Here is a 19868-nt window from a genome sequence, read left to right on the forward strand (position 1 = left end):
TCCCTCGTCTATTTGGCATGACTTTATCTTATTTCGTTGGACGGGTAATTGTGAAGATATCACCGATTTTCGCATAATCATTGCCGGCAAGACGGGCAATTGCTTTTAAACCGTCGGCATCAATCCGGAACGACTCCTCGAGTTCATCCGCGACATGATACCGGATGACTTCGCCGATTAATAAGTCAGCTGTTTCCAGTTCAATGTGTTGTGACAGTTTCAGCTCAAACCGGATTTTCGCTTCCGCGACCGCCGGGACATCAATCAAATCGCTGTCGATCAGCGTAAGATTCGTCCGGTTCAATTCACTTTCCCCGTAAGCAAGAGGTGCTGCCGTTTCATTGACGGCTTCGACAATCTCTTCACTGACGATATGGATAACGAACTCTTTATTCAACAAAATATTTTTAGTGGTGTCTTTTTCGCCCTGATCCGTCTTTTGGACGGCAATCAACAGTTGCGGCGGATGGCTCGAAGCGGCGGTGAAGAAGGAAAACGGGGCGGCATTGACCGTTCCGTCCGCTCCTTTCGTCGTGACAAAGGCAATCGGTCTCGGGATGATACTCCCGATCAACAATTTATAGTTTTCTTTTGGACTGAGTGACTGTGCATCAAACTTCATCTTTTTACCCGCTTTCTCTGATCACCCGAGCATGGCTGCGAGTGAATAGTCTCCGGCACCAATCAAGGCGACGCCAAGGGCGATGACGATCAGTGCCATGTTATATTCGTACCCGTTCTGTGTCACCCAGTAACCATTTTGCCCGTGCACCTTGATGATTGCAACGAGCATCGACCCGATAATCAGTGCTGCCGCGAACCATAAGAACAATCCACCGGCAAATAGTAAACCACCAATCAGTTCTGCCAGTCCTGCCGTAAGCGCAAGCATTTTACCCGGCTTCATCCCGATCGATTCGAACCAGCCGCCCGTCCCTGCAATCCCGTGCCCGCCGAACCAGCCAAACAATTTTTGTGTCCCGTGTGCTGCAAATGTTAATCCAATCACCATTCGAATAAGAAATAATCCTAAATCCATCATCTTGATCAAAACTCCTTTTACTTAATGTTTTTTAATTACTTTTCGTAACCTAAATACGACTATAAACTAACACTTACTAAAAGTAAACAGATTTGTTTTTGTTTATTTTATTACTTTAAGTAAAATAATTCGTAATTTTGAATCAGAGTGGGTATACTAAGACTATAGAAAGGATGAGTGCTGATGGAAGAAACATTGATTCCGACTGCCCTTTGTCCGAAAGTCGAACATGCCTTTGAAATTTTGGGCAAGAAGTGGACGGGCTTGATTTTACGTCATCTCATGACGAAGACCTGTCGTTTCAACGAAATTCAAGATGCGATTCCGGAGTTATCTGGTCGTATGCTGACGGAGCGCATGAAGGAACTTGAGGCGGAAGGTATTGTCATCCGGACCGTCATTCCGGAACGTCCGATTAAAATTCAATACAGTTTGACTGACAAAGGTCGTCAGCTTGAACCTGTCATTCGTTCAATCGAAGAATGGGCCGAGCTCCAAGACTGACATGAAAAGTCTCTCCATTTGGGAGAGGCTTTTATTTCCGTTTGTATTGAGAACGATTATCAATTAAACTAAAGATGTTCATGTTTTGGAGAAAGGATGATTCAGATGAACATCATGATTGGTTTTGTCAGCATGTCCGGCAATACAGAAGATATCGTGCACCTTTTGCGGGCGGAACTCGAACGCAAGGGCTGTACGGTTCATATACAAGAGCTTGATCAGTTATATCCATCTGACTTCTCTCAGTATGATGCCGTGCTACTCGGCTCGTATACATGGGGAGACGGTGATTTGCCATACGAAGCTGAAGATTTCGTCGACGAGTTGGGGGAAAGTACGTTAAACGGCTTAGCCGCTGCTGCCTTTGGCTCCGGCGACTTGGATTATCCTAAATACTGTGCAGCCGTCGATACATTGGAACAGACGCTTGCATCTGCCGGCGCGACGATCGTCGTCCCTGGGCTGAAGATTGAGTTTGATCCCGATACACCCGAGAAACAAGCCGCCTGTCGTACGTTCGCAAATGAATTTTTTGTCCGGGCACAACGGCTTCACGCTTAACCGGAAAGAACCTCGACTTCAGCCAAGGTTCTTTTTTGTTTTCCAGCGTTTTTGGAGATACCAAGGAACAATCGTCAACACAAGAAAGACGACAATCGCACCGATGATGAGTTGCGGATCCTTCGAGACGATGCTGCTGCCTAAAAAGTTATAGGCAAATGTCCCGGGGATGATTCCGAGCAACGTCGCGAGGAAAAAGGACAGCAACCGGACTTTCGATAGTCCGGCGGCATAGCTGATCAAATCGAAGTTGAAGATTGGCAACAGACGGAAGATCAACACATAGATGAATCCGTTTTTTTCGAGCTGTTGCTGAATCTGTTCGATTTTTCCCGCCTGTTCCTTTTTCTTAATCAGTCTGTTTCCAAGCTTTTGCGCGACTAAAAAAGCAACGATAGCACCGAGAGTCGCTCCGATGACCGTGTACAGCGTCCCGAGCCAGGTACCAAACGCAAGACCACCTGTGATTGACAGGACGGATGCCGGGAAGAAAATCAGCGGACGAATCGTATAAAGTAAAATATACAGAATCGGCGCCCACATCCCGAACGATAAAATCCAGCCCTTAATATCTGTCGGACTGAGCTTGAGATAGGAACGGCTGAACCAGATCAGACCGCCCACGATGAGGATAAGGAACAAAATCCGGAATATTTGCTGCTGACGTGTCAAAAAAACATCTCCTGTCTTTTCCAAATAACTTTTGTCTTCTCTATTCCGTTCCCGAATCCTACTCGAGTTACGCTTTTAGCGGCTTTTGGAATATGCGTTTCAGCTGAGACTGTTTTCGGGAACTAGATACAGATAACGTGTAACTCAGAAAGGTGATTAACATGACACAACCGATTAAAGCACTGGTCTTTGATGTCTACGGTACATTGTTTGATGTCCACTCCGTCAAAGTCAAAGCAGAGGAACTCTACCCGGAGCACGGCGAAGCCATCAGCCAGGCCTGGCGTCAAAAACAGCTGGAATATTCCTTCTTACGTCAGTTGAACGGCCAGTACGTCCCGTTCAGCCAAGTGACGCGTGATGCACTCCGTTATGCCTTACTGCAACTGAAGCTACACGTCACGGAAGAAAACATTGCCGCCTTGATGGAAGTCTATTTAAAGCTCGATCATTATCCGGAAGTCGATGCCGTCTTAGAGCAGATGAGTGATAAACAACTGGCTGTCTTCTCAAACGGTTCCCACGATATGCTTGATCCATTGATTGAACAGTCTGGTCTCTCCGGACGGTTTAATCACATCATCAGTGTGGATGACATTAAACAGTATAAGCCGACACCGGCTTCTTACATGCATGCGCTCAATACGTTAGGTCTCAAACGGGAAGAAATCCTGTTCATGTCGTCGAACGGCTGGGACATTACCGGCGCTAAAAGTTTTGGTTTTCGGACAGCCTGGATCAACCGGTCGGGTCTGCCCGTCGAAGAATTGAATCTTGATCCGGACAGTATTTATGATGATCTAACCGGCTTGCTGGAATGGAAATGAAAAAAGCGATGTTTACCTAGACCCAGGTGAACATCGCTTTTCATTTAATAATTAGACAGACGTGAGTAGCCTTTTTTGAAGAGATCAAGCTTCAGTCCACCTTCTTTTTCGATAAAGAACAGGTATTCTTTTTGGTCGGTATCTTTATAGAACACTTTATACAACGTCAACGTCCGTTTTTTATTGTTTTCATTGGCAACGACCTGGTGTTTTGAGATGACTTCCGCCTGAACCTGCTGTCCATCGAGACGATCAATCATCGGTTGGAATGATTTTTTCTCCTGTCCGGTTGCCGGTTTTCCCGGTGCAATCATAAAGAAGTCATCACTCGCTTTGTTCGTCAAACCATACTTCCGGTCGACAATCACAACATTCTTCAGCTCGCCATCGACGGTTTGATCAAAGGCGTACAGTTTTTCAATCCGTGTCTTTTCACCTTCCGCACGACCGATTTCATACAACGGCTTTTGCTTCGTATTCGTCTCGACCGCCTTTTTATCAGGGACAAGCTCTTCTTTATAGGCGATTTGATAAGCATTGACGATTTCACGAATCTGTAAGCCGATTGCGACAATGACAAGTACACCTAATAACACGATGATGACTTTTTTCATTCCATTTTTCCCCCATGTCTTTCGAATTCCTTACTTTAAATCTAGCCCAGGTTCGGCATTCATGGCAAGTGTCGATTGGCGGCCTGCCCGGTAAGGGTGAATCGCTGCCGCTCCAATCATCGCGGCATTATCACCGCATAAGTGCATCGGCGGAATGACCAACTCGATGCCTTCACGTGCACAGGCTTCCGTCAATCCTGCCCGCAGTCCGCGGTTGGCGGCGACGCCACCCGCAACAAGCAACTGTTTGCCGCCCTTTTCCTTAACGGCACGGATTGCTTTCGTAACAAGCACTTCGACGACGCTCGCCTGAAAACTGGCAGCCAAGTCTTCCGGAATGATTACTTCGCCGCGTTGTTCGGCGTTATGAACCGCATTGATGACAGAAGATTTGAGTCCGCTGAAGCTGAAGTCATACGACTCTTTCTCGAGCCAAATCCGCGGGAAATGGAATGTGTCCTGACCGGTTTGCGCCAGTTGATCAATCCGGGGACCGCCGGGATAAGGAAGTTTTAACGTCCGTGCTACTTTATCATAGGCTTCTCCCGCCGCATCATCCCGGGTTTCACCGATGACTTCATACACGCCGTCTTCCGGCATGTAAATCAATTCTGTATGTCCGCCGGATGCAATCAAGCAGACGAGAGGAAAGTGGAGCTCTTGTTCCAAACGGTTGGCATAGATGTGACCGGCGATGTGATGGACACCGAGAAGCGGCTTACTGTGTGCGAATGCCAACGCTTTTGCTGCACTGACACCGACGAGTAATGCACCGACAAGACCGGGTCCTTCCGTAACGGCAATCGCATCGATGTCATCCATCGTGACACCGGCTTCCGTTAACGCATCGTCAATGACATACGTGATGCGTTCCACATGATGACGGGATGCGACTTCCGGGACAACTCCTCCAAAACGTTTATGGCTTTCAATTTGGGAAGATACGACATTCGATAAGACGTCTGTTCCTCCGCGGACGACAGCCGCAGCTGTCTCATCACAACTTGATTCAATGGCTAATATCAACGGCTGTGTCATCACTCGTCTCCTTCCAGCTCCAGCCAATAGATGGCTGCATCTTCATTATTATCTTGATAATACCGTTTTCTCGTTCCGGCATATAAAAAGCCCAGTTTCTCATACAGTGTCCGTGCCGGTGTATTCGATACACGTACTTCAAGCGTCATCGCCCGTAATCCTAATTGTCTGGCTTGTTCAATTAACGCAACCAGCAATGTCTGACCGATTCCACGACCACGTGCCTTTTGTTTAACGGCGACGTTCGTGATATGGCCTTCATCAGCAATGTGCCATAGCCCTGCGAATCCAATGATTTCATCCGTCTCTGCGACCAGGTAATACGCATTCGGATTTTGTGTCATCTCCGCAATGAATGATTCCAGTGTCCACGGTGTCGCAAAAGATTCGAGTTCCACGGCATGCACACCAGGTGCATCCATAACCGTCATTTTTCGAACGGAGACATTAGTCATGACGTTGTGCCTCAATCCATTTTGCTTCTGCTTCCGCGAGACGTAAGTAACGCGGCTCAAACGAATGGACTTCAACCGGTTCACGGGTAGCACCAAGCAACGCAAGGACACCCGCCCGCGGTGAACGGAAGGCCGGGCTCACGATCGTAAACGGTTCAAGTTCCGTTACGAACTTGTCTGTATCACCTGTCATCTTCGTATCTTCCGGCAGCGTTTTGACGAATTCAGCAACAACCGTATGCTGTTCTTCGCCTACCAATTGCCCCTCTTCATAGAAACCGACGAATCCGGTTCCACGGCGCGCATCCTGAATCGCTATGATCCGTCCGGTTAACCCTGCTGAAGCTGCCATTAACTCAAGTGTCGAGACCGGCACTAAATCGATTCCTAGCGTATAAGCCAGTGTCTTAGCTGTAGTTGCCCCGATCCGGAGACCGGTATAAGAGCCGGGACCGTCGGCGATGACGATACGAGTTAAATCCTGCGGCGACCAGTTGACTTCCTGCATCATCCGTTCGAGCAGCGGCATCAGTTTTGTCGCATGGTTCAAAGACGTCACATAAGAGGCTTCTGCCAAAATCTGTTGTCCGTCCGACAACGCAACAGACAGTTGTTTCGTCGATGTATCAATCGCTACGATTTTCATTGGTTTAACTCCTCACATAATTGGATGTACTGCTCACCGATCGGCTCCAAACGAAAACGGCGTGAATCATCACCTGTCCGTTCGATCGTAATCGCAAGACGTTCTGGCGGAAGGACGTCGGCAATCAATTCCGACCATTCGACGACCGCGACACCATCTCCATTTAAATACTCTTCAAGACCAATATCATCGCCGCCTTCGAGACGATAGACATCCATATGATAGAGCGGTAGTCGTCCGGCATAAACTTTCATGATTGTAAACGTGGGACTGTTGACGTTGCGTGTTACCCCAAGTCCTTTCGCGAACCCTTGTGTAAACGTCGTCTTTCCTGCTCCCAAGTCACCATCCAGTGTCACGACCATTCCTTTAAAGGCACGGTGGCCCAGTTCAACGGCAAGCGTCGTCGTTTGTTCAAGACTCGTCATTTCAAGTTCCATCATCGATGTCCCTCCTCCTTTTCTCTTACTCCATTGTACCGAACAAAAAAGGCAAAAAAAAATACGAAACGCTGAACGTTTCGTAGTAAAGTTGAAGTTAAGTTTAAAATTGGTTGCGGGGGCCGGATTTGAACCGACGACCTTTGGGTTATGAGCCCAACGAGCTACCAGACTGCTCCACCCCGCGACGATAAACGTTTCGGATTTGAATTATAAAAATTGGTTGCGGGGGCCGGATTTGAACCGACGACCTTTGGGTTATGAGCCCAACGAGCTACCAGACTGCTCCACCCCGCGATGATATAACGTTTCGACAGATATTAATATAACATGTACTTTTAAAAAAGACAAGCTTTATTTCATTTTCTTGTTGTTTTTCTTAAAAGAACTTATACTGACATCATTTTTCTAACTGTTTTTTTAAAGAAAAACCGACCTGCAAAATGCAGATCGGTCCTTCACTTGCCTGGCAACGTCCTATCCTCACAGGGGGAAGCCCCCAACTACTTTCGGCGTTCAAGTGCTTAACTTCCGTGTTCGGCATGGGAACGGGTGTGACCACTTGGCTATCGTCACCAGACGACGGGCTCGCGCCCTCAAAACTGAAGTCATCAACAATCATCTGCTAGAACAAGGCCTCGACCGATTAGTATCACTCAGCTCCGCATGTCGCCATGCTTCCACCCGTGACCTATCTACCTCATCGTCTCTGAGGGGTCTTTCTTGATTACTCAAAGGGAAATCTCATCTTGGAGGGGGCTTCATGCTTAGATGCTTTCAGCATTTATCCCGTCCGCACGTAGCTACCCAGCGATGCTCCTGGCGGAACAACTGGTACACCAGCGGTGCGTCCATCCCGGTCCTCTCGTACTAAGGACAGCTCTCCTCAAATTTCCTGCGCCCACGACGGATAGGGACCGAACTGTCTCACGACGTTCTGAACCCAGCTCGCGTACCGCTTTAATGGGCGAACAGCCCAACCCTTGGGACCTACTCCAGCCCCAGGATGCGATGAGCCGACATCGAGGTGCCAAACCTCCCCGTCGATGTGGACTCTTGGGGGAGATCAGCCTGTTATCCCCAGGGTAGCTTTTATCCGTTGAGCGATGGCCCTTCCATGCGGAACCACCGGATCACTAAGCCCGACTTTCGTCCCTGCTCGACTTGTAGGTCTCGCAGTCAAGCTCCCTTCTGCCTTTGCGCTCTACGAATGATTTCCAACCATTCTGAGGGAACCTTTGGGCGCCTCCGTTACTGTTTAGGAGGCGACCGCCCCAGTCAAACTACCCGCCTGACACGGTCCTCCAGCCGGATGACGGCTGCGAGTTAGAGACTCTATGCATGAAGGGCGGTATCCCAAGGGTGACTCCTCCGAAGCTGGCGCTCCGGTCTCGACGTCTCCCGCCTATCCTGTACATCATGCACAAAGCCTCAATATCAGGCTGTAGTAAAGCTCCATGGGGTCTTTCCGTCCTGTCGCGGGTAACCTGCATCTTCACAGGTACTATGATTTCACCGGGTCTCTCGTTGAGACAGTGCCCAAATCGTTACGCCTTTCGTGCGGGTCGGAACTTACCCGACAAGGAATTTCGCTACCTTAGGACCGTTATAGTTACGGCCGCCGTTTACTGGGGCTTCGGTTCAAAGCTTCGCTTGCGCTAACCCATCCCCTTAACCTTCCAGCACCGGGCAGGCGTCAGCCCCTATACGTCATCTTGCGATTTAGCAGAGACCTGTGTTTTTGCTAAACAGTCGTTTGGGCCTATTCACTGCGGCTCTACTCATGTAGAGCGTCCCTTCTCCCGAAGTTACGGGACCATTTTGCCGAGTTCCTTAACGAGAGTTATCCCGCGCGTCTTAGAATTCTCATCCCGCCTACCTGTGTCGGTTTACGGTACTGGCACCTTCCACCTCACTAGAGGCTTTTCTTGGCAGTGTGAAATCGTGACCTTCGTCCCTACGGGACTCCGCATCGTTCCTCGACTTTGGTGCCTGACGGATTTGCCAATCAGACGGTCTCGAAACTTACACATGCACTTCCATCCGCATGCGTCACTATCCTCCTGCGTCCCCCCATTGTTCAAACGGTGGATCGGTGGTACAGGAATATCAACCTGTTATCCATCGCCTACGCCTTTCGGCCTCGGCTTAGGTCCAGACTAACCCTGAGCGGACGAGCCTTCCTCAGGAAACCTTGGGCTTTCGACGGAGGGGATTCTCACCCCTCTTTTCGCTACTCACACCGGCATTCTCACTTCCAAACGCTCCACTGCTCCTTACGGTACAGCTTCACAGCGGTTTGGAACGCTCCCCTACCATTCCTTACGGAATCCGCAGCTTCGGTGGTATGTTTAGCCCCGTTACATTTTCGGCGCGGCGCCACTCGACTAGTGAGCTATTACGCACTCTTTGAATGGTGGCTGCTTCTAAGCCAACATCCTAGCTGTCTAGGCAGCGCCACATCCTTTTCCACTTAACATACACTTTGGGACCTTAGCTGGCGGTCTGGGCTGTTTCCCTCTTGACTACGGATCTTATCACTCGCAGTCTGACTCCCGAGTATAAGTTGCCGGCATTCGGAGTTTAACTGAATTCGGTAACCCTGTGGGGGCCCCTAGTCCAATCAGTGCTCTACCTCCGGAACTCTCAACCTCGAGGCTAGCCCTAAAGCTATTTCGGGGAGAACCAGCTATCTCCAGGTTCGATTGGCATTTCACCGCTACCCACACCTCATCCCCGCACTTTTCAACGTGCGTGGGTTCGGACCTCCAGTCAGTGTTACCTGACCTTCATCCTGGACATGGGTAGATCACCTGGTTTCGGGTCTACGACAACGCACTATGGCGCCCTATTCAGACTCGCTTTCGCTACGGCTCCGCCTCATCAGCTTAACCTCGCGCGCTATCGTAACTCGCCGGTTCATTCTACAAAAGGCACGCCATCACCCATTAACGGGCTCTGACTACTTGTAGGCATACGGTTTCAGGATCTATTTCACTCCCCTTCCGGGGTGCTTTTCACCTTTCCCTCACGGTACTGGTTCACTATCGGTCACTAGGGAGTATTTAGCCTTGGGAGATGGTCCTCCCGGATTCCGACGGGGTTTCACGTGTCCCGCCGTACTCAGGATCCACTCTGGAGGGAAAACAGTTTCAGCTACAGGGCTGTCACCTTCTTCGGCCGGCCTTTCCAGGTCGTTCGCCTACTGTCTTCCTTTTTGACTCCGTATAGAGTGTCCTACAACCCCGGAGAGCATGCTCTCCGGTTTGGGCTGTTCCCGTTTCGCTCGCCGCTACTCAGGGAATCGCATTTGCTTTCTCTTCCTCCGGGTACTTAGATGTTTCAGTTCCCCGGGTCTGCCTCACGCTACACTATGTATTCATGTAACATGTCCCATCCCATTACGGATGGTGGGTTCCCCCATTCGGAAATCCTCGGATCAAAGCATACTTACTGCTCCCCGAAGCATATCGCTGTTCGTCGCGTCCTTCATCGGCTCCTAGTGCCAAGGCATCCACCGTACGCCCTTCATACCTTGATCTAGCATTTTGGTATTCTAAGAACACACGTCTAATGACATGGTTATAAAAAGTTTGATGTCTTGTTGATGTCTTCAGTTTTCAAGGTGCGAGTGTCTCTTGCGAGACTGAGAGACGAGCTCTCAAAACTGAACGATGGGCATGTCCCGTAAGGGACGTTTTCCTTAGAAAGGAGGTGATCCAGCCGCACCTTCCGATACGGCTACCTTGTTACGACTTCACCCCAATCATCTACCCCACCTTCGACGGCTGGCTCCTTGCGGTTACCTCACCGGCTTCGGGTGTTGCAAACTCTCGTGGTGTGACGGGCGGTGTGTACAAGACCCGGGAACGTATTCACCGCAGTATGCTGACCTGCGATTACTAGCGATTCCGACTTCATGCAGGCGAGTTGCAGCCTGCAATCCGAACTGGGAACGGCTTTCTGGGATTGGCTCCACCTCGCGGTCTCGCTGCCCTTTGTACCGTCCATTGTAGCACGTGTGTAGCCCAACTCATAAGGGGCATGATGATTTGACGTCATCCCCACCTTCCTCCGGTTTGTCACCGGCAGTCTCCCTAGAGTGCCCAACTAAATGCTGGCAACTAAGGATAGGGGTTGCGCTCGTTGCGGGACTTAACCCAACATCTCACGACACGAGCTGACGACAACCATGCACCACCTGTCACCCTTGTCCCCGAAGGGAAAACTTGATCTCTCAAGCGGTCAAGGGGATGTCAAGAGTTGGTAAGGTTCTTCGCGTTGCTTCGAATTAAACCACATGCTCCACCGCTTGTGCGGGTCCCCGTCAATTCCTTTGAGTTTCAGCCTTGCGGCCGTACTCCCCAGGCGGAGTGCTTAATGCGTTAGCTTCAGCACTGAGGGGCGGAAACCCCCCAACACCTAGCACTCATCGTTTACGGCGTGGACTACCAGGGTATCTAATCCTGTTTGCTCCCCACGCTTTCGCGCCTCAGCGTCAGTTACAGACCAAAGAGTCGCCTTCGCCACTGGTGTTCCTCCACATCTCTACGCATTTCACCGCTACACATGGAATTCCACTCTTCTCTTCTGTACTCAAGCCTTCCAGTTTCCAATGACCCTCCCCGGTTGAGCCGGGGGCTTTCACATCAGACTTAAAAGGCCGCCTGCGCGCGCTTTACGCCCAATAATTCCGGACAACGCTTGCCACCTACGTATTACCGCGGCTGCTGGCACGTAGTTAGCCGTGGCTTTCTCGCAAGGTACCGTCAAGGTACGAGCATTACCTCTCGTACTTGTTCTTCCCTTACAACAGAGTTTTACGATCCGAAAACCTTCATCACTCACGCGGCGTTGCTCCATCAGACTTTCGTCCATTGTGGAAGATTCCCTACTGCTGCCTCCCGTAGGAGTCTGGGCCGTGTCTCAGTCCCAGTGTGGCCGATCACCCTCTCAGGTCGGCTATGCATCGTCGCCTTGGTGGGCCATTACCCCACCAACTAGCTAATGCACCGCAAGGCCATCCCAAGGTGACGCCGGAGCGCCTTTCATCATCAGACCATGCGGTCTGAAGAACTATTCGGTATTAGCTCCGATTTCTCGGAGTTATCCCAATCCTTGGGGCAGGTTCCTTACGTGTTACTCACCCGTCCGCCGCTCATTCCCTTCACTTCCCTCCGAAGAGTTCCGTGAGCTTCCTGCGCTCGACTTGCATGTATTAGGCACGCCGCCAGCGTTCGTCCTGAGCCAGGATCAAACTCTCCATAAAGTGTTTGACTTGCTCGTTGTGTGACCGAAGTCACGTTGACGAAGCTTGCGCTTCATTCATTGTTTGTATCCGAAGATACGTTTTTTGCCTCATCGTTCAGTTTTCAAAGTTCGTCATCGTTTGTTTTGAAAATGGTGGGCCTAAGTGGACTCGAACCACCGACCTCACGCTTATCAGGCGTGCGCTCTAACCAGCTGAGCTATAGGCCCGTCAAAAGCAAACAAAATATGGTGCACCCTGAGAGATTCGAACTCCCGACCCCTTGATTCGTAGTCAAGTACTCTATCCAGCTGAGCTAAGGGTGCGATATGGTGCGGTCGAGAGGACTTGAACCTCCACAGTGTTGCCACCACTAGGCCCTCAACCTAGCGCGTCTACCATTCCGCCACGACCGCAAATATAAAATTAGAATTTAAAAAATAAAATGGTGTGTCATGCAGGATTCGAACCTGCGACCCTCTGATTAAAAGTCAGATGCTCTACCAACTGAGCTAATGACACGAAAAACTGGGCTGGAAGGGATCGAACCTTCGCATGCTGGAATCAAAATCCAGTGCCTTACCACTTGGCCACAGCCCAAAAATGGCGGTCCTGACGGGATTCGAACCCGCGATCTCCTGCGTGACAGGCAGGCATGTTAACCGCTACACCACAGGACCACATTTTTGTGAAACTTAAGTATGAAATTAAAAATGGTGGAGGATGACGGGATCGAACCGCCGACCCTCTGCTTGTAAGGCAGATGCTCTCCCAGCTGAGCTAATCCTCCAAAATGGTGACCCGTACGGGAATCGAACCCGTGATACCGCCGTGAAAGGGCGGTGTCTTAACCGCTTGACCAACGGGCCATTTAAAAACTGATAATTATTCTCAAGTAACAAATTCACATAAGAGGTCTGGCGGAGATGGAGGGATTCGAACCCTCGCACCAGTTTCCCGGCCTACACCCTTAGCAGGGGCGCCCCTTATAGCCACTTGGGTACATCTCCAAAGATAATGGCTCCGCAAGTAGGATTTGAACCTACGACCTACCGGTTAACAGCCGGTTGCTCTACCACTGAGCTATTGCGGAACGTGACGTTCGTTTCAGAACACTTTTCTATATTAGCAACTTTCTTTCTCTTCGTCAATGCTTTTTTAAAAAAGTTTTTAGTGACGAGAAGTTGTTTAATTGCAGTCGTTTTGACGACTTCTATAATTTATCATGCTCCGAAATGAACGTCAACTACTTTTGTAAAAAATCTTTCCACGACATCGTCCGCAACGGTAACGTTCCGGATTCATCTTTCTTTTTCTTCTATATAATGTCCCGCATTTCTCACACTTATAAAGATGATTCTTTTTTTCCGTTTCTTCCAGACGCGGACTGTAGCGCAGTCCTCCGTATCGTTGTAACCACTCTTTAAAATCCTGATCCTGGTGCCGGTGTCCCATTCCACGCAGGTGTAAATGATAGTGGCACAGCTCATGAATGACGATTCCGCGAAAGATATTATGGTCGGCTAAATAGCTCCGATTGAAATCCAAATGATGATCTGTCAGAAAATAACGTCCCCCGGTTGTCCGTAAGCGATCGTTAAAAAGTGCAATATGTCTAAAAGGTAAAGCAAACACGTCGAGCGAGAGTTGCTCGACGTATTGCTGCAACTCTTCGTTCGTCATGACGGACTGACCATCGTCAGACCGATCCGTCCCCGTTCCGGTTCGACACTCGTTACCCAAACGGTTACGATATCACCGACTGCAATGACATCAAGCGGGTGTTTGACCCGTTTTTTACTGAGCTTCGAGATGTGGACAAGGCCGCTCTCCTTCACACCAATATCAACGAAAGCACCAAAGTCGAGTACATTCCGGACTGTCCCCTGGAACTCCATTCCGACTTGAATCATATCGAGCGATAAGACATCCTGACGCAGTAACGGTTTATCGAGCGCTTCCCGCGGATCCCGTTCCGGACGTTGCAAAGCTTCGATAATGTCACGTAATGTCGGTTCACCGACTTCAAGCAATTGAGCTGTTTCAGGTACAGATAATTCTCCGAGCCGAGTCCGTAAGGTTTCCGTTCCCACAGTCTGTAAGGATAAATCCAGTTGCTTAAACAACGATTCAACGGTTTTATACTGTTCCGGGTGAATCGGTGTCCGGTCAAGCGGATGACTGCCTTCCGGTATACGCAAGAAGCCGGCTGCCTGTTCATATGCTTTCGCTCCTAAACGCGGGACTTTCAGCAATTCTTTCCGGGATGCAAACGCACCCAGTTCAGAGCGGCGTTCGACAATCTTTTTAGCTGTTGCCTTCGTAATCCCGGCGACGTAACCGAGCAACGACTCCGAGGCCGTATTGACGTCAACACCCACCTGGTTAACGACCGTCTCGACGACGAAATCGAGTGTTTCTTTTAACTTTGTCTGCGTGACATCGTGTTGGTACTGTCCGACACCGACGGATTGCGGGTCCACTTTGACGAGTTCCGCCAACGGATCCTGCAGGCGTCGTGCGATCGAGATGGCTGACCGTTGCTCGACCTGTAGATCCGGGAACTCGGTGCGCGCGATTTCTGACGCCGAATAAATACTTGCCCCTGCCTCATCAACAATCGTAAAGGCAATTTGATCATGTCCTTTAATCCAGTCCGCGACGAAGGATTCGGTCTCGCGGGAAGCCGTACCGTTTCCGATCGCAATCAATTCGATTCCGTACCGGTTCACGAGTTTCGTCAAGACTTGACGTGCCTCCTGTGCTTTTTGTTCCGACATCGTGAGATAGACGACACCCACTTCCTTTACTTCCCCTGTCGGATCAATCACTGCCCACTTACATCCGGTCCGGTATGCAGGATCCAGTCCTAACATCACTTTCCCTTTCATCGGTGGTTGCATATAGAGTTGTCGTAAGTTTTTTCCGAACACTTCAATTGCCTGGTTTTCCGCTTTATCGGTCAACTCATTCCGAAGTTCCCGCTCGATTGCCGGGAAAACCGATTTTTTATATCCTGTCTGGACGGCTTCTTCGACCAACTGACGTTTTTGTTCTGCCAATCGGCTGAACGGTCGCAACAAGTACGGTAATACCTGTTGTTCATCGAGGACGATTTTGACGGAAACGATTTTTAACGCCTCGGCACGATTAATCGCCAAAATCCGGTGCGGCACGATTTGACGGATCCGTTCAATGTACTCATAGTATTGGGCAAAGACACGTTTTTCGTCGACTGCGTCCTTTTTTAGTTTCGTGACGATATCTGCAAACCGGTAAGCTGTCTTCCGGATATGTTCCCGGACACTCGCCTGCTCGCCCCATTCTTCTGCGATGATCGCTTGCGCCCCGGCAATTGCCTCGCCTTCCGGATGTGCTGCTACATACTGATTAAATTGCTGTTCATCGTATGATTTTGGCGAACGTAAAAAGTCGGCAAATGGACTCAATCCTGCTTCACGGGCAATTTCAGCTTTTGTTCTCCGTTTCGGACGAAACGGTAAGTATAAGTCTTCAATTTGTTGTAACGTCGTCGCTCCCATCAAACTTTGTTTTAACTCGGACGTCAAGACACCCTGCTCTTCAATTTTCCGCAGGACATCTTCTCGTTTCGTTTCCAGTTGTGTGATGCTTTTATGGCGATCGAGGATTGCTTTGATTTCGACCTCATCGAGTTCACCGGTTTGTTCTTTACGGTACCTGGCGATAAACGGAATCGTTCCTCCGTCTTCCGTCAATTGTAAAACGGCTTTCACCTGGGCTGGTCTGATGTTCAATTCTGTTGCGATTCTCTTCTCCATTTTCCTCACCTCTCTGTCATTATACCGAAGAATCGATAGGACACAAAAAAAGACCGATGCTTCCGCATCAGTCTTTTGAAAATACTTCGTTTGGTTCTACTTTGATGGCTTCCCGTAATTTTTGCAATGCACGACGCTGAAGACGCGACACATGCATTTGCGAAATTCCAAGGAGCTCTCCGGTTTCTTTTTGACTCATGTTCCGGTAATAGGCACATTCTAAAATCGAGCGTTCCCGGTCCGTCAAAACAGCAAACGCTTTTTCAAGAATCAGCTTTTGATCCACCGAATCATATCCGTTTTCCTGGTTACCGACGAGGTCAAGTAATGTCACCGTACTGCCTTCTTGATCCGCTTCAATTGAGCTGTCGACGGACAAGGCTTGGTAACTTTTACCCATCTCAAGCGTTTCAAGAACTTCCTCTTCCGATACTTCCAACCGGGCTGCAATTTCATCGATTCGCGGTGAACGTTGCAATTCTGTCGTCAGTTCTTCGACGGCTTTCTTAATTTTCGGTCCCAGTTCCTTGATACGACGCGGCACGTGAACACTCCATGTCTTATCGCGGATAAACCGTTTGATCTCACCAATGATGGTCGGAACGGCAAACGATTCGAAACTACGACCGAACTCTTTATCAAAACGACGAAGTGCGGCAAGCAGACCAATCATCCCGACTTGGACGAGATCATCATGAATCGGACGGCCACGTGAGAACTTACGGGCAAGCGCCTCAACGAGATCGGAATACCGGGCAAGTAAAGCAGCATGAACTTCTTCATCTTGATCATCTTGTTGGTACAGGTCAATCAGACGAAGGACTTCATCGTCACTGTGATGGCGTTGTTGAGACTTTGCTGGCACTTTGACCCACCTCATCTCTATTCATATATTTTGTCATATGGACAGTGACGCCGTTTGCTTTCTCGATCGTGACTTGATCCATGAGTGCTTCGATCATTAAGATCCCTAGTCCCCCCTCGTGCAGAGAGTCTAAATCATGCGATTCCGTGATTGGTTCACTTTGACGCTTCACGCTGTCTTTATCGAACGTCACCCCATTGTCTTTGACAATGATTTCAAGACGATCGTCCGGGTAAACGTTACACGTTAAAGCCATCGATCCATCTTGTTCTCCTTCATACGCATGCTGGACGGCATTCGCACATGCTTCAGAAACAGCAATTTTAATGTCTTCGATATCGTCGTAAGTGTAACCCATCCGATTCGCGACACCTGAAACGGTTAATCGGGCAATTGCAACATACTCCGGTTTTGCCGGAAGTGTCATTTCAAGTTGTTCGTTCTTCATTGTGTTCCACCTCGTACACCACTATCGATTGTAATGATGCTTGAAAGACCTGTAATTTCGAACAAACGGCGAATCCGTTCCGAAACACCGACGAGTGTGAATGATGTTCCGTTTTTCTTTGATGCTTTAAGCGCTCCGACAAATACGCCAAGGCCTGTTGAATCCATATAATGAATTTCGTCCAAATGAACAACGACGTCGTTTGTTTCGACTGCCGGTACAAGTTCCTGACGAAGTTTCGGTGCTGTATACGTATCAATCTCTCCTGCGATATAGAGATGCGTCTGACCATCCAATTGTTCTGTTTTGATTGTTAAATCCATCTTCAAGTTCCTCCTCAAGGAAAATCTGCTATGTGTTCTCTCTATCTATTTGGTTTAAATAGTATGGGATGACCCTCCTTAAAGAAAAGGTCACTCTGATGTAATTCCCGCATTTGAACATCTTTAAACCAAAATTAAAAAAAATGTTCAAAAAAAGTCGTATACAGATGTATCGACTCTTCTCGCTGTTATATGTAAGTGCCTAGAAATCAATCAAGCCTAGGCTGATCGCGACGGCACTATTTACTTTCATCATCGTGTCAGGATCTAGGTGCGTGACTTTATCCGTTAGACGGCGTTTGTCGATTGTACGGACCTGCTCAAGTAGGATGACCGAATCACGTTCTAATCCGTGTCGCTCTCGATATACTTCCACATGGGTCGGTAGTTTGGCTTTGTCGATCTGTGCCGTGATCGCAGCCACGATTACAGTTGGGCTGAATCGGTTACCAATATCATTTTGTAGGACAAGGACAGGACGAACGCCTCCTTGTTCCGATCCGACCACAGGTGACAAATTTGCATAAAACACGTCGCCACGTTTGACTATCAAAGCTTACACCCCGCTTACTTGACGTAGGAGCGAGAACTCCGCCTCCGTTTCAATCTGGAACATTTCGCCAACGATTGATAAATTGATCGCTGCCATTTCTTCGTAACCACGTTTCAATTCCTCACGTAGCTGACGCTTGCGTTCTTCGGTCGTATGGTTCGACTTCATCCCAATCGTCTCCTTCGCTACATTTCGTTCAACAAATTGCTTTTCCCGTTGTTGGACCAAGATAATGGCACCTCCAGATTCACTGAAACCTTAACGAACGACTCACTTCCACTTCAATATATCAGTCAAATTCAGAAAATACAATCAAAATTCAAACAAATAACATTTTTTTACCATCATATTGATGTCTTTTCAAAAACTAGATACGCGGGACACGCTTCGAAAACTGACACAGTACTTCGTAGTTGATCGTCCCTAACCAGTGAGCGGCCTCATCAATCGGTACCCCTTGCCCGATCAATGTGACTTCTGTTCCGAGTGGATAGTCGTGCGGTAAGCGGATCATTAACCGGTCCATACAGACCCGTCCGACGATTTCACACGGATAACCGTCGACAAGCAATGAGTATCCTTGGAATTTACGAGACCAGCCATCGGCGTATCCAATCGGGACCGTTCCGATCCACTCATCCGTCGGAGCCGTATACGTCGCACCGTAACTGATCGTTTGACCGGGTTCAACCTGTTTGATCTGCATCAGACGACTTTTTAGTGAAAAAGCCGGTCGTAAAAATTCGTAAAATGGAATCATTTCATCTGACGGCATTGCTCCGTATAACGCAATCCCAATCCGGACGACATTAAACGGGTCCTGTCCAATTAAACGGATGGCGCCGGCCGAGTTGGCCGCATGGATATACCGAATGCCGGGCACACGTTCGACGAAACGCAGAAAAACGGTCTGTTGTTCGTCAAACAACCGGCTGTTCAATTCATCAGCCGTCGCGAAATGCGTATAAATGCCTTCGAGCTCCATCACATCCGAGTCCAGCTCTTTTAAGACGGCATCCAACTCTTCCAGTGTCTGGAGTCCAAGACGTCCCATTCCGCTGTCGACTTTAATATGGAGTCGTAAATGATCGACGTCCGTTAAATGCTGTTTCGCTTCCCGCAACCAGTCTGCTGAAAAAACAGGCACGGCAACATCATAGTTCGAGGCGATCGGTGCGTGTTCCGGCAAAAGCGTTTCGAGCATTAAAATCGGCGCCTGAATCCCCGCTTCCCGTAACTCGATTGCTTCTTCAAGCAAGGCGACGGCCAGCAAATCTGCCCCGTTTGCCAAAGCGATTTCCGCGACCGTCACGGCACCATGTCCGTATCCATCCGCCTTTACGACGGCCATCATCGTTTGATGACCGATTCTGGCCTTGATTTCACGTACATTGTGGGCGATTGCGTCGCGATCAATTTCTATCCAAGTTGGTCGATACATCTGAACTCCTCTTTTCTAATAAGACTTGTGCAGCCGCATAATGGTCGGAATGGGTAATCGAGAGATGAATCGTCCCTTCAAACGGTCCTGTCATGACCGGGCGTCCCGAGGCTTCATTCAACACTTCGAGATCGAGCCAGGATACTTCGGCACCGATGCCGGTTCCAAACGCTTTGACAAACGCTTCTTTGGCAGCGAACCGTCCTGCGAGATACTCAAGCTTACGCCCGTCGGATAACGTATGAAACCGTTTTTGTTCTTCTGCCGTCAAAATCCGTTTAACGATACGCGGTTGACGCTCGAGCGTTCGGCGAATTTGTTCCAGTTCTACGAGATCGAGTCCTATTCCAAAAATCATTCCTGACGCCTCCACAGTTCTATTCTTCGCCAT

20 protein-coding genes, 12 tRNA genes and 3 rRNA genes are annotated in these 19868 nt (G+C 49.1%); 3 read left to right on the top strand and 32 right to left on the bottom strand.

Annotated elements, in window-relative coordinates:
* Nucleotides 1-28 precede the first annotated feature (28 nt).
* Nucleotides 29-622, bottom strand: coding sequence for a flavin reductase (locus AC3IRK_RS14365; protein ID WP_131502473.1), 594 nt, complete (start codon nt 620-622; stop codon nt 29-31).
* Between the two features lie 21 nt (nt 623-643).
* Entirely contained in the window at nt 644-1042 is a 399-nt protein-coding gene (locus AC3IRK_RS14370; protein WP_131502474.1) for a DoxX family protein, read from the bottom strand.
* 183 nt (nt 1043-1225) lie between these two features.
* On the opposite strand from AC3IRK_RS14370, the gene AC3IRK_RS14375 reads away from it, so the two are divergent.
* Both AC3IRK_RS14375 and AC3IRK_RS14380 read left to right on the top strand, forming a co-directional pair.
* Nucleotides 1226-1546 (top strand): winged helix-turn-helix transcriptional regulator, encoded by a 321-nt coding sequence (locus AC3IRK_RS14375; RefSeq protein ID WP_012371654.1) that lies wholly within the window; start codon nt 1226-1228, stop codon nt 1544-1546.
* Nucleotides 1547-1651: 105 nt separating this feature from the next.
* Nucleotides 1652-2107 carry a flavodoxin gene (locus tag AC3IRK_RS14380; RefSeq protein ID WP_371819933.1) on the top strand — a complete coding sequence of 152 codons (456 nt, stop codon included), beginning with the start codon at nt 1652-1654 and terminating at the stop codon, nt 2105-2107.
* Nucleotides 2108-2125: 18 nt separating this feature from the next.
* On the opposite strand, the gene AC3IRK_RS14385 is transcribed toward AC3IRK_RS14380, so the two are convergent.
* Nucleotides 2126-2779 carry a TVP38/TMEM64 family protein gene (locus tag AC3IRK_RS14385; protein WP_489170149.1) on the bottom strand — a complete coding sequence of 218 codons (654 nt, stop codon included), beginning with the start codon at nt 2777-2779 and terminating at the stop codon, nt 2126-2128.
* A gap of 161 nt (nt 2780-2940) precedes the next feature.
* On the opposite strand from AC3IRK_RS14385, the gene AC3IRK_RS14390 reads away from it, so the two are divergent.
* On the top strand, nt 2941-3606 hold the full coding sequence (locus AC3IRK_RS14390) for a haloacid dehalogenase type II (RefSeq protein WP_489170150.1): 666 nt from the start codon (nt 2941-2943) through the stop codon (nt 3604-3606).
* Between the two features lie 44 nt (nt 3607-3650).
* On the opposite strand, the gene AC3IRK_RS14395 is transcribed toward AC3IRK_RS14390, so the two are convergent.
* The 29 genes from AC3IRK_RS14395 to acpS form a co-directional block, all read right to left on the bottom strand.
* Nucleotides 3651-4220: a hypothetical protein gene (locus tag AC3IRK_RS14395; protein WP_489170151.1), complete on the bottom strand. Its 570-nt coding sequence runs from the start codon at nt 4218-4220 to the stop codon at nt 3651-3653.
* 30 nt (nt 4221-4250) lie between these two features.
* Nucleotides 4251-5258: a tRNA (adenosine(37)-N6)-threonylcarbamoyltransferase complex transferase subunit TsaD gene (gene tsaD / locus AC3IRK_RS14400; protein WP_131502479.1), complete on the bottom strand. Its 1008-nt coding sequence runs from the start codon at nt 5256-5258 to the stop codon at nt 4251-4253.
* Entirely contained in the window at nt 5258-5713 is a 456-nt protein-coding gene (rimI, locus tag AC3IRK_RS14405; protein ID WP_489170152.1) for a ribosomal protein S18-alanine N-acetyltransferase, read from the bottom strand. Before rimI ends, tsaD begins: the two co-directional genes overlap by 1 nt.
* The gene (gene tsaB, locus AC3IRK_RS14410; protein ID WP_489170153.1) at nt 5706-6359 is read right to left on the bottom strand and encodes a tRNA (adenosine(37)-N6)-threonylcarbamoyltransferase complex dimerization subunit type 1 TsaB; all 654 of its coding nucleotides are present in this window, start codon (nt 6357-6359) and stop codon (nt 5706-5708) included. The genes rimI and tsaB overlap by 8 nt, the downstream gene beginning before the upstream one ends.
* On the bottom strand, nt 6356-6802 hold the full coding sequence (tsaE, locus tag AC3IRK_RS14415; RefSeq protein WP_131502482.1) for a tRNA (adenosine(37)-N6)-threonylcarbamoyltransferase complex ATPase subunit type 1 TsaE: 447 nt from the start codon (nt 6800-6802) through the stop codon (nt 6356-6358). The genes tsaB and tsaE overlap by 4 nt, the downstream gene beginning before the upstream one ends.
* Nucleotides 6803-6909: 107 nt before the next feature.
* Nucleotides 6910-6986: transfer RNA gene (locus AC3IRK_RS14420), tRNA-Met, on the bottom strand.
* Between the two features lie 33 nt (nt 6987-7019).
* A tRNA-Met gene (locus AC3IRK_RS14425) sits at nt 7020-7096 on the bottom strand.
* A 167-nt stretch (nt 7097-7263) separates the two neighbouring features.
* Nucleotides 7264-7379: ribosomal RNA gene (rrf, locus tag AC3IRK_RS14430) — 5S ribosomal RNA — on the bottom strand.
* 46 nt (nt 7380-7425) lie between these two features.
* Nucleotides 7426-10340, bottom strand: a 23S ribosomal RNA gene (locus AC3IRK_RS14435).
* A gap of 166 nt (nt 10341-10506) precedes the next feature.
* Nucleotides 10507-12068, bottom strand: a 16S ribosomal RNA gene (locus AC3IRK_RS14440).
* The 16S, 23S and 5S rRNA genes sit together here with 12 tRNA genes alongside, the layout of an rRNA operon.
* A gap of 132 nt (nt 12069-12200) precedes the next feature.
* Nucleotides 12201-12277, bottom strand: a tRNA-Ile gene (locus AC3IRK_RS14445).
* A gap of 19 nt (nt 12278-12296) precedes the next feature.
* Nucleotides 12297-12373 (bottom strand) — tRNA-Arg (locus tag AC3IRK_RS14450).
* Nucleotides 12374-12377: 4 nt separating this feature from the next.
* Nucleotides 12378-12463: transfer RNA gene (locus AC3IRK_RS14455), tRNA-Leu, on the bottom strand.
* A 30-nt stretch (nt 12464-12493) separates the two neighbouring features.
* Nucleotides 12494-12569, bottom strand: a tRNA-Lys gene (locus tag AC3IRK_RS14460).
* A 6-nt stretch (nt 12570-12575) separates the two neighbouring features.
* Nucleotides 12576-12647, bottom strand: a tRNA-Gln gene (locus AC3IRK_RS14465).
* A gap of 4 nt (nt 12648-12651) precedes the next feature.
* Nucleotides 12652-12727 (bottom strand) — tRNA-Asp (locus tag AC3IRK_RS14470).
* A gap of 34 nt (nt 12728-12761) precedes the next feature.
* Nucleotides 12762-12837, bottom strand: a tRNA-Val gene (locus AC3IRK_RS14475).
* Between the two features lie 4 nt (nt 12838-12841).
* A tRNA-Glu gene (locus AC3IRK_RS14480) sits at nt 12842-12916 on the bottom strand.
* A gap of 49 nt (nt 12917-12965) precedes the next feature.
* Nucleotides 12966-13057: transfer RNA gene (locus AC3IRK_RS14485), tRNA-Ser, on the bottom strand.
* Nucleotides 13058-13065: 8 nt separating this feature from the next.
* Nucleotides 13066-13140, bottom strand: a tRNA-Asn gene (locus AC3IRK_RS14490).
* Nucleotides 13141-13289: 149 nt separating this feature from the next.
* Nucleotides 13290-13730, bottom strand: coding sequence for a SprT family protein (locus AC3IRK_RS14495; protein WP_489170154.1), 441 nt, complete (start codon nt 13728-13730; stop codon nt 13290-13292).
* On the bottom strand, nt 13727-15847 hold the full coding sequence (locus tag AC3IRK_RS14500) for a Tex family protein (RefSeq protein WP_188004853.1): 2121 nt from the start codon (nt 15845-15847) through the stop codon (nt 13727-13729). The genes AC3IRK_RS14495 and AC3IRK_RS14500 overlap by 4 nt, the downstream gene beginning before the upstream one ends.
* Before the next feature lie 67 nt (nt 15848-15914).
* Nucleotides 15915-16712: an RNA polymerase sigma factor SigB gene (sigB, locus tag AC3IRK_RS14505; RefSeq protein ID WP_012371666.1), complete on the bottom strand. Its 798-nt coding sequence runs from the start codon at nt 16710-16712 to the stop codon at nt 15915-15917.
* Complete coding sequence (gene rsbW / locus AC3IRK_RS14510; RefSeq protein ID WP_012371667.1) at nt 16678-17160, bottom strand: anti-sigma B factor RsbW; 483 nt, start codon at nt 17158-17160, stop codon at nt 16678-16680. The genes sigB and rsbW overlap by 35 nt, the downstream gene beginning before the upstream one ends.
* Nucleotides 17157-17483 carry an STAS domain-containing protein gene (locus tag AC3IRK_RS14515; protein WP_012371668.1) on the bottom strand — a complete coding sequence of 109 codons (327 nt, stop codon included), beginning with the start codon at nt 17481-17483 and terminating at the stop codon, nt 17157-17159. Before AC3IRK_RS14515 ends, rsbW begins: the two co-directional genes overlap by 4 nt.
* Nucleotides 17484-17685: 202 nt before the next feature.
* Nucleotides 17686-18036 carry a type II toxin-antitoxin system PemK/MazF family toxin gene (locus AC3IRK_RS14520; protein WP_014971520.1) on the bottom strand — a complete coding sequence of 117 codons (351 nt, stop codon included), beginning with the start codon at nt 18034-18036 and terminating at the stop codon, nt 17686-17688.
* 3 nt (nt 18037-18039) lie between these two features.
* Nucleotides 18040-18264, bottom strand: coding sequence for a hypothetical protein (locus AC3IRK_RS14525; protein WP_012371670.1), 225 nt, complete (start codon nt 18262-18264; stop codon nt 18040-18042).
* Nucleotides 18265-18403: 139 nt separating this feature from the next.
* The gene (gene alr / locus AC3IRK_RS14530) at nt 18404-19477 is read right to left on the bottom strand and encodes an alanine racemase (RefSeq protein WP_489170155.1); all 1074 of its coding nucleotides are present in this window, start codon (nt 19475-19477) and stop codon (nt 18404-18406) included.
* Nucleotides 19449-19835: a holo-ACP synthase gene (gene acpS / locus AC3IRK_RS14535; RefSeq protein ID WP_131503443.1), complete on the bottom strand. Its 387-nt coding sequence runs from the start codon at nt 19833-19835 to the stop codon at nt 19449-19451. Before acpS ends, alr begins: the two co-directional genes overlap by 29 nt.
* Nucleotides 19836-19868 lie beyond the last annotated feature (33 nt).

The sequence above is a fragment of the Exiguobacterium sp. GL_137 genome (genome assembly GCF_057834585.1).